Here is a 13,274-nt window from a genome sequence, read left to right on the forward strand (position 1 = left end):
TCAGTCTTCTCCGTTCGCCTGCTGAAGCCTGCCGACCCCGTCGACCTCGACGGCTTCGGCCTGGTCCGCGATCCGCTTCAGGTTCTGGGCAACGCCGCCGAGCTGGCCGCTGCCGCCGGTGAGCACGGTGTGCACCCGGGTCGCGAGCGCGGTGTACTGCCGGTAGACCTCGGCGCTCTGCGGGAGCGCGCCGAAGTCGTAGCTGCCGAGGTCCAGCGCGCCGACGGCGACCGCGCACTGGCCGACGATCGCGCCCGCCGGGCCCCAGACCTGGTTCGCGTCGTTCCGCAACGTCTCGGGGTTGATCTCCTTGGTCATCTCAGCATCCCTTCCGCGCGGGCGGCTTCGTGCGAACGATGCGCGCCGGCGAGTGCGGTGGCGAGCTCGTCGGCGAGCATCCAGTGCGGGCATCTGCCCAACCAGGACAGGTCGATCTCGCAGCCCGCGAGACCGCCGCCCGGGTGGAGACGGAGCTCGACCATCCCTCGTTCACCGATGCCCAGCGCGTCGCCAGGAGGGCCTGGGTTCTCTGTCCGCGCGGCGGCGTCGGCGGCCGCGACGGCCTCGTCCGCGAGTGCCGCGAGCCGGCGCAGGCGATCCATCGCCAGGTCGAGGTCTGAGGTGAAGAGCTCCGACGGATCCAGGCCGAGCGTGCGGAACGCGGCATCGTCAGCGGACGCCGAGCCCGGCGAGTCGAATGCCCGGGTCAGCGCGTCCCCGTACGCCTCGCTGTGTGCCTCTTCGGCGGCCGCGGCAGCCGCGGCGACCGCGGCCGGGAAGTCGACGGGATCGAGGCGCGTACGCCAGGAGTCGGCGACCTCGACGCGCTCCAAGGCACCGGTCGGGCCGACGACGGCGGTGACGACGCGGTTGGCGTCGCGGCCCTCGTACTCGCCCAGGTAGCGAGGCATCGACCGCAGGCGAGCGCCGAGGGCCTGGGCTTCGCGGGCCGCCCTCAGCGGCCCGTCGAAGTCGAACGTTCCTGTATCCATGCGGCGATCGTCGCGATCGCCGCCAACACCGCGCTTACAAGCGGCTTACACAGGGCGTCAGCCCTTGCGCTTCTGTACTTCCTCGGTCGCCTGCGGCAGGACGGCGTGCAGGTCGCCCACCACACCGAAGTCGGCGAGCTCGAAGATCGGAGCCTCGGCGTCCTTGTTGACGACCACGATCGTCTTCGACGTCTGCATGCCGGCCCGGTGCTGGATCGCGCCGGAGATGCCGGCAGCGAGGTAGAGCTGCGGCGCGACGGTCTTGCCGGTCTGGCCGACCTGGTACGCGTGCGGGTACCAGCCCGAGTCGACCGCGGCCCGCGACGCACCGACGGCACCGCCCAACGCGTCCGCCAGGGCTTCGACCACCGAGAAGTTCTCCGCCGACCCGACGCCGCGGCCGCCCGACACGACGATCGCCGCCTCGGTCAGCTCCGGCCGTCCGGTCGCCGCGCGCGCCGACCGGTCCACGACCCGCGCCGCCTTGGCCGCGTCCGACAGCACGACCTCGACCTTCTCCTCCACCGGAGTGGCGGGCGCCTGCTCGGGCGTCGCGGCGTTCGGCTTCACCGTGATGATCGGCGTCCCCTGCGTCACCCGCGCCTTGACCGTGTAGTTGCCGGCGAACACCGACTGCGTCGTCTCCAGCTCGGCAGACACGTCGACGGCGTCGGTGATCAGCCCGGACGAGAGCTTGATCGCCAACCGCGCCGCGATCTCCTTGCCCTCCGGCGACGACGTCACCAGGACAGCGCCGGGCGACACGCGGGTCGCCAGCTCGGCCAGCGCCTCGGCCTTCGGCGCGACCAGGTATTCGGCGAGGTCCGCCTGCTCCAGCAGGTACACCTTCTTCGCGCCGTACGACGCCAGCGTCGCCTGCGCGTTCGCGTAGCCCGACCCGATGAACACCGCGGACGGCTCACCCAGCCGCCGCGCGATCGTGAGCAGCTCGGTCGTCGTCTTCCGGACCGCGCCGTCGGCGTGGTCGACCAGTACGAGGATCTCCGTCATCGACAAGCCTTCCTCAGACGAACTTCTGCTCAGCGAGGTACGCGACGAGCTGCGTGCCGCCGGTCCCCTCGTCCACGACCACGGTGCCCTTCTGGCGCGGCGGCCGCGCGGCGTACGACTCCACCGCGGTCCACGCCGCACCCAGCCCGACCGACGCGGGCTCCACGCCCAGGTCGGCGAGGCTCCACGTCTGCACCGGCTTCTTCTTCGCCGCCATGATCCCCTTGAACGAGGGGTAGCGCGGCTGGTTCGCCTGGTCGGTCACCGACACGACCGCGGGCAACGAGGCCTCCACGGTCTCCGTCGCGGCCTCGCCATCGCGGCGGATCTGGACCGTCCCGTCGCCCAGGGAAACCGAGCCGGCGAACGTCACCTGCGGCAGGCCCAGCCGTTCGGCCAGCATCGCCGGCACGACCGACATCCCACCGTCCGTCGAGGCCATCCCACACACCACCAGGTCGACCGGCTGCTCGGCGGCGAGCTTCTCGACCGCCTTCGCCAACACCAGCGACGTCGCCACGGCGTCCGAGCCGTGGATCGCGTCGTCGAGAACGTGGACGCCGGCGTCCGCGCCCATCTGCAGCGCCTTCTTGATCGCGTCCGGCGCTCCGTCCGGACCGACGGTCAGCGCGGTCACCTCGACGCCTTCGCCCGCCTCGGCCAGCGCGAGCGCGGCCTCGATCGCGTGCTCGTCGAGCTCCGACAGCAGCCCGTCGACGCCGGCGCGGTCGACGGTCTTGTCGGTTTCGGTGAACGTGCGATCCGCGGTGGAGTCCGGCACGTACTTCACACAGACGACGATCCTCATGGTCGCTCTCGGCTCCTCGTCTCGGCTGCAGCCAGCCCGTCGATGGGTCGGACCTCAAGCCTGCCAGGCGGGGGCGGCCGGCCGGCTGTGAGGTCCTCCCTCTTCACGTTACTCACGGGTAGCTTCGAGGAGCAAACTGGCCGAACGTGGCCTGCATCACACCTTGCGCGGAACTCCCGTTCGCTCGCGGCCCGTTGTCAGATCAGGCGGTTGCCGCTGACGCGTGGTCGAACCGGCTGCCTGGATTTCGTCATCCGTGGCCGGCCCTGATCTGGTCAGCGGCTCCGCCACCAACGTGTACGCGCCGAGTCCACGCGGCGACGCAGGCCAGCATGAGGAGCGGGCTGACCACCGCCGCGAGGAAGCCGAGCCGATAGCTGTCGCCGGCCACCGCCACCGTGTTGAGCACCGCGAGCCCGACCGCGCCGCCGAGCAACGGCGAGGTGTTCACCAGCCCCGACGCCAACCCCTGGTCGGCGTCCGGCACGCCGGTGGTCGCGACGATCAACGACGGCGCGAACGACAGCCCGAAGCCGACGCCCGCGATCACCATCCCCGGCAGCACCGCCGTCCAGTACATGCCGCCAGCGGTCGCGAACACGGCGAACCAGAGCAACCCGACGCCGAGCAGCGACGCCGCCACCGCGAGCAGCTTGCCCACGCCGTACGTCGCGACGAGCCGCCCGGTGAAGCTCGACACCGCCACGGTCGCGAGCGCCATCGGGACGAAGCCGAGCCCGGTGAGCAACGGGCCTAAATGCAAGACGTTCTGCATGCTGCCCCTGATGGTCGCAGCCCCGGCTCGCTCAGTTTCGCCGCACGCCACCGCCTGCACTGCGTCATCCGGTGTGCCATTGGGGCTTCTTCGACGAGCCGGACTGCGAGTGCGTGCCGAACCACGTCGTCGCGAGCCCCGACGCCGCACCCACCGCGGCGAGCAGGTTGCCGTACCGGATGGACGGGTTGGCGAACATCGACAGCCGCACGATCGGCTCGGCGACGCGACGTTCGACGACGAGGAACGCGGCCAACAGCCCGATCCCGAGCACGCCCGACAACACGACCGGCACCGAGAGACCGTCCGCGAGCCGCGACACCGCCGAGACGACGAGCACCGATCCGGCCGTGAGCAGCGAGGCGCCGAGCACGTCCGTACGGCGCCGCTCCGCAACCTCGTCCCGGCCGACCAGCACCGCGACACCGACCAGGACGACGACGCCGATCGGCACGTTGATGCCGAACACCCACTCCCAGCTCGCGAGCCCGGTCAGCAGCCCGCCGACGAGGTTGCCCGCGACCATGCCGGTCGACGCGACCGCGCCCCAGATGCCGAACGCTCGGTTGCGCGCGTCCCCCTCGGCGAAGCTGCCGGTGACGAGCGTCAGCGCGGCCGGCGAGACCAACGCGGCGCCGAGCCCCTGCAACGCGCGCGCGCCGAACAGCATCGGACCGTTGATCGCCAACCCACACAGGGCGGACGCGACCGTGAACAGCACGATCCCGACGAGCAGGATCCGCTTGGCGCCGAGCAGGTCCACGGCCCGCCCGGCGCTGATCATGAAGCCGCCGTACGCCAACGAGAACGCGCTGAACACCCACTGCGCGCTCCCCTGGTTGATGCCGAGGTCTTGTTGCATCGCCGGCAGCGCGACCGCGACGACGGAGTAGTCGAGAACCAGCATGAACTGGGCGAAACATAACAGGACAAGGAGAATCGGCCCTGTCTCAGGGCGCGTTCGAGCCATCGACGTACCTTTCGAAGACTGAAGCTCTTAGCTTCGGTAGGGATCGAGCAACGTGCCGAGGTCGCGGCGCAGTGCGTCGCGGAGCGTTCCCCGGCGGGACATCGCCCAGGTGAGCTGGGTTCCGCTGAGGAGCGCGTTGACCGCCTCGACGAGCGCGAGTTCGTCCTCGACCACCAGGCGTCCCTTGACGACGGCGTCGTGAACGTACTGCTCGAGTTCGTCGCGGACGGCCCTGTCGTGGCCCGCGAGCAGCCGGCGGAACTCCGGATCCGCCAGCTCGAAGTGCAGGAACGCGAGATGGTTGGCGAACTCGTCCGGCGTGAGCTCCTCGCCCGCGACGGAGACGACGGCGTCGATCAGACCCTCGACGGGGTCGTCGGATCGTTCGTACGCCAGCCGCATCCGCGCGGTGAACGAGTACCGGTCGTCCCCGGCGATGAACGCGATCAACAGCTCCCGCTTGCCGCCGTACCGCTGCACGAGTGCCGCCGCCGAGAGGCCGGCCTCCTTGGCGACCTCGGCCAACGTGAGCCGCACCGGCCCGATACGTCCCACCGTCCGCGCCACCGCGGCGAGGACCTCCGCGTCGCTCACCAGCCGCGGCCGCGCCATGGGACCTCCCTCCGTGAGATCACCGGCCTCCGCCCCGTGCCAGAGGGAGAGCGCGGTGAACGTCCGAAGCGTTAATTAATGAACATTCATAAACTAACTCACGAGGCGAGATCCGGCAAGTGAGCGCTAGTCGCGCCGGAGGTGAGCGACGTACTCGATCAGATGGAACACGAACGTCAACAGGGCAAGGGCGACCGTTACGTGGAACAGCAGGGCCAGGGCGATGCCCGCGATGAAGCCTGCCTTCCACAGCCGGAGCCAGAGCAGGGAGAGCACGGCGGGAACGACGATGGCCATCGCCGCGCCGAGCAGGAACTCGCGGAGCGCGCCGTGCTCTCCCATCCAGAACAGCACGTTCCAGCTGTCCAGGAAGTCGAGCGTCGCCAGCACCCCGAGCACCGCGATCGTTAGCAACGTGGCCACCGCCACGACCCGGAAGTACCAGTCCCACAACACGTTCCCCGAAGCCCGCGGGCTCGCCGTCTGACCCGGGCGAGGTGTCCTCGTGACCCCGGCCATCACCGTCGCCAGCGTGACCGCCGACCACATCAGCCATCGCCGGACGAACGACGTCCCGAGATCCCCCATCGCGTCGCGGAAGATGCGGTCCGCGTCCTCCCGCGAGATCGGCTCGGCGGCGTCGTACGAGGCCGGCTCGTCGTCGTTGTGCACCATCCCGTCGTGCAGCAGCGCCGCCGGCAGGTGGCTGCCGGTCCGGGGAACGAGCCAGGAGAAGAGCATCGGCACCGAGGTGAGGTCGGAGCGGAACTCCTCGGTGGGCGGGTCCGTGGGGAAGGATGCCGGAACGACGACCCGCAGGTCGCCGCCCTCGCGGCGCCGGGCGTCGTACGCGATCCGGCGCTCGAGCCGGAACGTCTCCTTCATCCGGGGCCGTTCGCCCGGCAACCGGAATCCCGTTCGGGGGTGGAGCACGCGTTCGAGCACGATCATCGGCTCGACGCCCGGCTGGGGCGGCGCCGAACCGTCCAGCGAACCGCCGTCGTAGAAGCGTGTCCGGTCAGCCTGGAACCTGGCCACCATCCCACCTCCGCTCACCTCCATCGTGCCCGAAGGTCCGCACCGTGGTGGGCCGATCAGGACAGGAAGAACTCCCGCAGCGCCGCCACCATCGCGTCCGGCGACGGGCCGTGCCACTTGCCCGCGACAGAGCGGAACGTCGCGTTCGGCAGCTCCTTCGCCACGAGCTCGGCCATCCCGCCCAGCTCCGATCCCGAGGCCTCGCTGGCGAGCAGCAGCGTCGGCACCCGCACCGAGCGGATCATCGGCAACGTCGTCCCGTCCGAGATCGCGCAGTCGTACAGCATCGTGTGCACGAGCGCCTCCTGCCCCGCCCAGCTCTCCGGCGGCATCGAGGCCACCAGGTCCGCCGGCACCCCGATCTCGCGGAGCAGGAACTCCACCGCCTCCCGCCGCCGACCAGCCGACACCAGCGCGGTCATCGCGACAGTGAACGCGGACTCCCCCGTCAGCTCCTCCCGCGGCTCGATCGGCGGCTCGAACAGCGCCAGCTTCGTGATCGGCAACCGGCGCGCGGCGGCGTGCAGCGCGAGCAGCGAGCCGGACGACATCCCGTAGACGTACGCCGATCCGCCCGCCGCCTCGATGACGGCCGCGAGATCCTCGACCTCGCGCTCGACCGCGTACGGCGCGGTGTCGCCGCTGCCGCCCCGGCCTCGCCGGTCGTAGACGTACACCGTGAAATGCTCCGCCAGCTGCGAGACCGGCGCGGGCAACGGCCGGTGGTCGCCGCCGTTCATCGCGGCGTCCACCGCGACCAGGGCGGGGCCGGCGCCGTGCCGCTCGTACGCGATCGTCGTGCCGTCGTTCGAGGTGACCTTGTCCATCTCCGTACTCCTTCGTCAGGCGAGGGTCTCGCCCTCTAGTCGCCCGCGACGGCCCGAATCGACAAGGAGACCCGATATTTTTGCGCCATGAAGTACGTCTGCCTGATCTACGGCGTCGAGGAACAGCTCAACGCGATGCCCCAGGACGACCTCGACCGGCTCATCGAGGAGACCGCGGCGTCGGACGAGGAGCTGCGCGCCAGCGGCCACCTGATCCTCGGCGAGGCGCTCGAGCACGTGCACGCGGCGATGACGGTACGCGTCCGCGACGGCAAGCTGTCCGCGACGACCGGCCCGTTCGCGGAGACGGTCGAGCAGCTCGGCGGTTTCGTGCTCATCGAGGCGCGCGACCTGAACGAGGCGGTGCGGATCGCCGGCCGGCTCCCGAGCGCGCGGGTCGGCAGCGTCGAGGTACGCCCGGTGATCGACCTGGCCCGCGAACACTCGTGACCGACCTCGACGAGCTGTACCGGACGGAGTCGCGCCGGGTGCTGGCGACGCTCGTCCGGCTGCTCGGCGACTTCGATCTCGCGGAGGAGGCGCTGCAGGACGCGTTCGTCGCGGCGGCTTCGCAGTGGCCGCGCTCGGGCGTTCCGGCGAACCCGCGAGCGTGGCTGGTCTCGGCTGGCCGGTTCAAGGCGATCGACCGGTTGCGGCGACGGGCTCGGTTCGACGCGGTGCTCGGCGACCTCGCCGCGCTTCTCTCCGAGCATCCAGAGCCGCCGCCGGACGACTCCGTCGAGGACGACCGGCTGCGGCTGGTCTTCACCTGCTGCCACCCGGTCGTACCGCCCGACGCGCAGGTGGCGATGACGTTGCGCGAGGTGTGCGGGCTCACCACTGAGGAGATCGCGCACGCTTACCTCACCACGCCGCCCACGGTCGCACAGCGGATCGTCCGGGCGAAGGCGAGGATCCGGGCCGAACGCGTTCCGTACCAGGTCCCGCCCCTCGACGAGCTCCCGTCTCGGCTCGCCGCCGTTCTGCGGGTGGTCTATCTCGTCTTCACCGAGGGGTACGCGCCCGCGTCCGGCGCCGACGTGGTCCGCGCCGGGCTGGCCGACGAGGCGATCCGGCTCGGCCGCGTGCTCTCGACGCTGCTGCCGGAGCCCGAAGTCTTCGAACTGCTGGCGCTGATGCTGCTGCAGGACTCGCGCCGGTCCGCTCGGACGTCCGCCGACGGCTCGCCGATCCTGCTGGCCGACCAGGACCGGTCGTTGTGGGACCGGTCGCGCATCGCCGAGGGCGCGGAGGCACTCGCGCGGGCGGCCGCGTCGGGGCGGATCGGTCCGTACGGGCTGCAGGCGGCGATCGCAGCGGAACACGTCAAGGATCGGACCGACTGGCCGCGGATTGTCGCGCTGTACGACCGGCTGACCGAGGCCGATCCGTCGCCGGTCGTCGCGCTGAACCGCGCCGTCGCGGTGGCGATGCGCGACGGCCCGGCGGCCGGTTTGGAGCTGGTCGACGCGCTGTCGGGCGAGCTGTCGACGTACCACCTCGCCCACGCGGCACGCGCCGACCTGCTGCGCCAGCTGGGGCGGATCGCTGAGGCGCGGGAGGCGTACGAACGGGCGCTCGCCCTCACCCAGCACGAGCCCGACCGACGCTTCCTCGAGCGCCGGCTCTCCTCACTTTCGACCGACTCGGCCTAGTTCTCCGGCCGGATCCGCCGGAGCGCACGATCCGGTGGAATGGCCGGCATGACGCACACCCGACGCCACCTGCTCCGCACCGCTTCCGTCGCCGGGACCGCAGGCCTGGCCCTCTCCCTCGCATCGCCGGCCTCGGCCGCCGGGAAGCGGCGCGGCCTTCCGACGTTCGTGTTCGTGACCGGCGCGAGCGGTACGGCCAGCGGAGATCCCGAGCTCACGATGCGCGGCTACCGCACGGTCGGCGTCGAGCTGCCGGGACACGGCCCGAGCGCCGGACAGTTCGACGCGGCGTACCAGGCACCACAGGATCTCGAGGCGCTCGCGGTCCGGTCGTCGCCGATGGCCACCGTCACCTTGGACGACTTCGAGGCGGCCACGGTCGCTGTGATCCGGCGGGTGGCGCGCCTCGGTCCGGTGATCGTCGTCGGCAGCAGCATGGGCGGCGCGACGTTGAACCGCGTCGGCAACGCGGTCCCGCATCTGATCGACCACCTCGTGTACGACGCGGCGTTCTGCCCCTCGAAGCTGCCGACCGTCGTCGACTGCCTCGCGGCGCCAGAGGGAGCGACGAGCAAGGGCGACGCACTGATCCAGGCGGCGGTGGGTGACCCGGCCGTGATCGGCGCGACGCGGATCAACTGGCGCCTCGGCGGCACGAAGTTCCTCGCCGAGGCCAAGGAGGCGCTCGCGGGCGACAGTACGGACGGGGAGTTCCTCGCGTTCCTCAACGCCTCCCAGCCGGACGAGTCCGTCGAGGTGCCGCTCGCGGACTGCGCGATCGACCCGGCGCGCTGGGGCCGGATCCCGCGAACGTACGTCCGGCACACGCTCGACCAGCTGATCCCGCTCGCCCTGCAGACCCGGATGATCCGCGACGCCGACGCTCTGACCCGCCGCAGCCGCTTCACCGTGCACGACGTCGCCACCGCCCACTTGGCCTCGCCCGCGCGCTGGGCCGAGATCGTCGACCTCCTCGACACGATCGCCCGTCGCTTGTAGGTCGTGTCTGGCAAATAGCGCCCCGCGCCCGGCTGGGCGTGGTGCAGGAGGAACTCATATTGGTTATATGGGTGACGAGGTGCACCGCGTCCAGGCGGGATGTGGGGTGTCGCGCGCCAGGCGATCTTTACCAGACGCGGCCTGGGTAGCGTTCGGCACATGATGCTGCCGCTCACCGGGGAACGCACGCTGCCGGGGATCGGGCACGAGAACTACTGGTTCAGACGGCACGAGGTCGTCTACCAGTACGTTGCCGAGCACTGGTTGGCGGGCGGCGCGCGCGTGCTCGACGCCGGCTGCGGCGAGGGATACGGCGCGGACCTGCTCCGGCGGGGTGGAACGCGGGTCACCGGGCTCGACTACGACGCGCTCACCGCGGCGCATGTGCGATCGGCGTACCCCGAGATCGCTGTCCTGCGGGGGAATCTGGTCCAGCTGCCGTTCGCGGACCGCACGTTCGACCTGCTCGTGTCCCTGCAGACGATCGAGCACCTGTGGGACCAGAATGCGTTCGTCTCCGAGGTCGCCCGTGTCGCGGCGGCGCAGGTGCTCGCGACCCCGAACCGCCTCACGTTCCCACCCGGGAACATCTGCCACACCCGCGAGCTCACCGCCGCCGAGTTCGCCGAGCTGCTGGGTCAGAACCTGTACGTCCGAGAGCTCCTCGGCGTCCACCACGGCACGCGCATCAAGGAGTGGGAACGGAAGAACGGCAGCCTCGTCGACGCCCAGCTCGCGAGCACGCCCGAGGGCTGGGCACCAGAACTCAGCACGTTCGTCACCGGCCTCACCGTGCACGACTTCGAGATCGGCGAGGCGACCGACGACTGCCTCGACCTGATCGCGGCGACTACGGCCGGATGATCCGTTCGACGATCCGGCCGACGATCAGGTAGACGGCGGCCCCGATCCCCCAGTTCACCAAGACCTGCTTGATCCGGGTGTCCATCCGGAAGATGTCGTCGAACGGCCCGACCACGCGTTGGCCGATGTCGATGATGCTCGCGACGATCTGGTTCTGCTCGTTCGCCTTGAGCGCGATCAGGATCGCGCCGAGCGCGAGCACCAGGGCGGCCAGGACGGCGACGGTGAACACCGCGGTCGCCAGGACCTCGCGCACCTTGGACACCGCGGCCTTCGCACCACCCGCCGAAGACGAGTCCTTGCGCGGCTCCTCGCGCGGCCGCGGCCGGCGCGGCGGCAGCCCGGGCGGCGCGGCCGTGCGCGCGCCTTCGTCGACCTGCTCGTCCAACGTGGGCGGGGCTGCCGGCCGATCGGCGGCATGCGTGGCCGTCGTCGCCGGCCGTTCGAGTGTCTCGTCCGACAACGGAATCCTCACCTCGTCCGAGTTCGACACGGCTGACCTCTCCCCTCGACAGCGGGACCCCAGTGTGCCCCATACCCACTCATTCCTGGACCGACCCCCGCTGAGCTCGCCGCGCCGCGTCCTGGGCGCCGCGCGCGAGCCCGTCCAGGTACGCGCGCCGCGCGGCCTCCGCCTGGTGCGTACGGACCCTGCTCTTCACCACCCGCGCCGGGATCCCCGCGGCGATCGCGTAGTCCGGCACCTCGCCGCGCACTACCGCGTGTGCCGCGACCACGACGCCGCGGCCGATCGTCGCGCCGCGGAGCACCACGGCCTTCGTTCCGATCCAGCAGTCCGGGCCGATGCGTACGGGCGTCTTCACGATGCCCTGGTCCTTGATCGGCGTCGCGAGGTCGCTGGTCACGTGGTCGAAGTCACAGACGTACACGTCGTCCGCGACGAGCGAGGCCGCGCCGAACTCGATGTCCAGGTAGCAGTTGACCGTCACATTGCTACCCAGCACGGACTTCGGCCCGATCCACAGCGTCCCCTCGTGCGCGTGCAGGCGGGTGCCGTCGCCGAGGTGGGACCAGCGGCCGAGCACGAGCTTGCCGTAGCCGGGACGGGCGTACGCCTCCACCCGTTTGCCAAGGAACACGAAGCCCTCACAGATCACCTGCGGGCGGCGCAGACGCAACAGGAGGAAGCGCCAGTAGCGCAACAGGTAATAAGGCGTATAGGCACGATGCCGGAACACCCAACGCAGGCTGGCGAGCGTGAAGATGCGCGCCTGCCTGGGATCCCGCGGCCGTCCGAACGCCATGCGCCCGGAGCTTACTCGCGGGTAAACGAAAGGCCCGTGAGGCGTACCTCACGGGCCTTGTCGTCTAGTGCTTACTCAGACCTTGCGAACGTTCTCAGCCTGCGGGCCCTTGGGGCCCTGCACGACCTCGAACTCCACACGCTGATCCTCGTCCAGGGAACGGTATCCGTCGGACTGGATGGCGGAGTAGTGGACGAAGACGTCCTGCCCGCCATCGACCGAGATGAAGCCGAAGCCCTTGTCAGCGTTGAACCACTTGACGGTTCCTTGCGCCATGTTCCTTTACTTCCCCTCGCGGAGACGATGGTCCAGCACCCGTACCTCACGGATGCCGAGTCGCCACGGGGTACCAGTGGCACCGGAACCCCAAGCATTTCGAAAACCTGCGGCTGTGCGCGTCTTTGTCGAAACGACGAACGACCGTCGAAGAAGTTACCACGGTCCTCGCCTCGGTAACAGGCCGCAGTTGGCCGAACTCGTTGGTTTAGCACGGTCCTAGCGGGGAAACCGTGGACACGTTCCAGTCACCGACACGTTGTAGTAGAGCTCGTCGGGGACGAGGGGCCGGACGAACCGGTCCAGCGCCGACAGCCGCTGCCAACCGCGGTACGCGAACATCGCCCAGTTCCACCCAAGCCGCTCCGGATTGACCGCGTGTTCGAACGTCCGGACCGGCCAGCCGAACCAGGCCGCGGTGAGCTCCTCGGTGACCGTATGGACGCCGTCCGCCCCCGCCCGCCGAGCCATCCGGGCGAGCGTGTCCGGGTCGAACGTGTGCAGGTCGACGACCGCCTCGAGCGCGGCGGCGCGGGACGACTCGTCCAGCTCCTCCTGGGGCCGGGCCCACTTGTCCCGGAACGGCCCCAGCTTCGCCGCCCGCGTCGCCAACCACCAGGTCGCGCGGGACAGCCGCCGCGCGACGAAGTCGCCGTACCTCGTCGGCTCTCCGCAGATCACGAACCGCCCGCCCGGTCGCAGCACCCGGAGCATCTCGCTGAACGCCTTCTCGACGTCGGGGATGTGGTGGATGACCGCGTGCCCGATAACGAGGTCGAACGAGTCGTCGTCATACGGCAGCCGCTCGGCGTCGGCGACGCGACCCTCGACCGTGAAGCCGAGGTTGTCGGCGTTGCGCTTGGTCGCTTCGACCATGCCTGGCGAGAGATCGGTGACGTAGGTCTTGTCCAGGACGCCGGCCAGCTTGAGGTTGAGCGTGAAGAAGCCCGTACCGCAGCCGATCTCGAGCGACTCCCCGTACGGCCAGTCCTGCTCGCCGGCGACGGCGACGAATCTGTCGCGTGCGTAGGAGATGCAGCGTTCGTCGTACGAGATCGACCACTTGTCGTCGTACGTCTGTGCTTCCCAGTCGTGGTAGAGCACCTGCGCGAGCTTGGTGTCGTGCCAGGCCGCCTCGACCTCTGCTTCGGACGCGACGGGGTGCGGGCGCGGGTCGTTCAT

The 13,274-nt window shown here is 70.3% G+C and carries 17 protein-coding genes; 4 read left to right on the forward strand and 13 right to left on the reverse strand.

Features of this window, described 5'->3' with window-relative positions:
* The 9 genes from JOD67_RS34690 to JOD67_RS34730 all read right to left on the reverse strand — a co-directional run bounded on the left by JOD67_RS34690 (nucleotide 1) and on the right by JOD67_RS34730 (nucleotide 7,033).
* The gene (locus JOD67_RS34690; RefSeq protein WP_205121895.1) at nucleotides 1-318 is read right to left on the reverse strand and encodes a hypothetical protein; all 318 of its coding nucleotides are present in this window, start codon (nucleotides 316-318) and stop codon (nucleotides 1-3) included.
* The gene (locus JOD67_RS34695; RefSeq protein WP_205121896.1) at nucleotides 315-992 is read right to left on the reverse strand and encodes a hypothetical protein; all 678 of its coding nucleotides are present in this window, start codon (nucleotides 990-992) and stop codon (nucleotides 315-317) included. The genes JOD67_RS34690 and JOD67_RS34695 overlap by 4 nt, the downstream gene beginning before the upstream one ends.
* A 57-nt stretch (nucleotides 993-1,049) precedes the next feature.
* Nucleotides 1,050-2,003, reverse strand: coding sequence for an electron transfer flavoprotein subunit alpha/FixB family protein (locus JOD67_RS34700; RefSeq protein ID WP_205121897.1), 954 nt, complete (start codon nucleotides 2,001-2,003; stop codon nucleotides 1,050-1,052).
* A 13-nt stretch (nucleotides 2,004-2,016) separates the two neighbouring features.
* On the reverse strand, nucleotides 2,017-2,811 hold the full coding sequence (locus tag JOD67_RS34705) for an electron transfer flavoprotein subunit beta/FixA family protein (RefSeq protein ID WP_205121898.1): 795 nt from the start codon (nucleotides 2,809-2,811) through the stop codon (nucleotides 2,017-2,019).
* A gap of 250 nt (nucleotides 2,812-3,061) precedes the next feature.
* Nucleotides 3,062-3,586 carry an MFS transporter gene (locus tag JOD67_RS34710; RefSeq protein ID WP_205121899.1) on the reverse strand — a complete coding sequence of 175 codons (525 nt, stop codon included), beginning with the start codon at nucleotides 3,584-3,586 and terminating at the stop codon, nucleotides 3,062-3,064.
* A 64-nt stretch (nucleotides 3,587-3,650) separates the two neighbouring features.
* A complete protein-coding gene (locus tag JOD67_RS34715; RefSeq protein WP_275577215.1) occupies nucleotides 3,651-4,556 on the reverse strand; it encodes an MFS transporter in 906 nt (301 codons plus the stop codon).
* A gap of 27 nt (nucleotides 4,557-4,583) precedes the next feature.
* Nucleotides 4,584-5,168 carry a TetR family transcriptional regulator gene (locus JOD67_RS34720; RefSeq protein WP_205121901.1) on the reverse strand — a complete coding sequence of 195 codons (585 nt, stop codon included), beginning with the start codon at nucleotides 5,166-5,168 and terminating at the stop codon, nucleotides 4,584-4,586.
* Between the two features lie 126 nt (nucleotides 5,169-5,294).
* Nucleotides 5,295-6,206, reverse strand: coding sequence for a DUF1353 domain-containing protein (locus JOD67_RS34725; protein WP_205121902.1), 912 nt, complete (start codon nucleotides 6,204-6,206; stop codon nucleotides 5,295-5,297).
* 56 nt (nucleotides 6,207-6,262) lie between these two features.
* The gene (locus tag JOD67_RS34730) at nucleotides 6,263-7,033 is read right to left on the reverse strand and encodes an alpha/beta fold hydrolase (RefSeq protein ID WP_205121903.1); all 771 of its coding nucleotides are present in this window, start codon (nucleotides 7,031-7,033) and stop codon (nucleotides 6,263-6,265) included.
* A gap of 87 nt (nucleotides 7,034-7,120) precedes the next feature.
* On the opposite strand from JOD67_RS34730, the gene JOD67_RS34735 reads away from it, so the two are divergent.
* The 4 genes from JOD67_RS34735 to JOD67_RS34750 all read left to right on the forward strand — a co-directional run bounded on the left by JOD67_RS34735 (nucleotide 7,121) and on the right by JOD67_RS34750 (nucleotide 10,551).
* Nucleotides 7,121-7,483: a YciI family protein gene (locus JOD67_RS34735; RefSeq protein WP_205121904.1), complete on the forward strand. Its 363-nt coding sequence runs from the start codon at nucleotides 7,121-7,123 to the stop codon at nucleotides 7,481-7,483.
* Nucleotides 7,480-8,688 carry an RNA polymerase sigma factor gene (locus tag JOD67_RS34740; RefSeq protein ID WP_205121905.1) on the forward strand — a complete coding sequence of 403 codons (1,209 nt, stop codon included), beginning with the start codon at nucleotides 7,480-7,482 and terminating at the stop codon, nucleotides 8,686-8,688. Before JOD67_RS34735 ends, JOD67_RS34740 begins: the two co-directional genes overlap by 4 nt.
* 48 nt (nucleotides 8,689-8,736) lie before the next feature.
* The gene (locus JOD67_RS34745; RefSeq protein ID WP_205121906.1) at nucleotides 8,737-9,687 is read left to right on the forward strand and encodes an alpha/beta fold hydrolase; all 951 of its coding nucleotides are present in this window, start codon (nucleotides 8,737-8,739) and stop codon (nucleotides 9,685-9,687) included.
* Nucleotides 9,688-9,846: 159 nt separating this feature from the next.
* Entirely contained in the window at nucleotides 9,847-10,551 is a 705-nt protein-coding gene (locus JOD67_RS34750) for a class I SAM-dependent methyltransferase (protein ID WP_205121907.1), read from the forward strand.
* On the opposite strand, the gene JOD67_RS40765 is transcribed toward JOD67_RS34750, so the two are convergent.
* The 4 genes from JOD67_RS40765 to JOD67_RS34770 form a co-directional block, all read right to left on the reverse strand.
* The gene (locus JOD67_RS40765; RefSeq protein WP_239554192.1) at nucleotides 10,538-11,044 is read right to left on the reverse strand and encodes a hypothetical protein; all 507 of its coding nucleotides are present in this window, start codon (nucleotides 11,042-11,044) and stop codon (nucleotides 10,538-10,540) included. The genes JOD67_RS34750 and JOD67_RS40765 overlap by 14 nt on opposite strands.
* Before the next feature lie 49 nt (nucleotides 11,045-11,093).
* Nucleotides 11,094-11,816, reverse strand: coding sequence for an acyltransferase (locus JOD67_RS34760; protein WP_205121908.1), 723 nt, complete (start codon nucleotides 11,814-11,816; stop codon nucleotides 11,094-11,096).
* A gap of 75 nt (nucleotides 11,817-11,891) precedes the next feature.
* Nucleotides 11,892-12,092 carry a cold-shock protein gene (locus JOD67_RS34765; protein WP_205121909.1) on the reverse strand — a complete coding sequence of 67 codons (201 nt, stop codon included), beginning with the start codon at nucleotides 12,090-12,092 and terminating at the stop codon, nucleotides 11,892-11,894.
* A 219-nt stretch (nucleotides 12,093-12,311) separates the two neighbouring features.
* Nucleotides 12,312-13,274, reverse strand: a complete 963-nt coding sequence (locus JOD67_RS34770; protein WP_205121910.1) for a class I SAM-dependent methyltransferase — start codon at nucleotides 13,272-13,274, stop codon at nucleotides 12,312-12,314.

This window comes from Tenggerimyces flavus (assembly GCF_016907715.1).
GTDB lineage: Bacteria > Actinomycetota > Actinomycetes > Propionibacteriales > Actinopolymorphaceae > Tenggerimyces > Tenggerimyces flavus.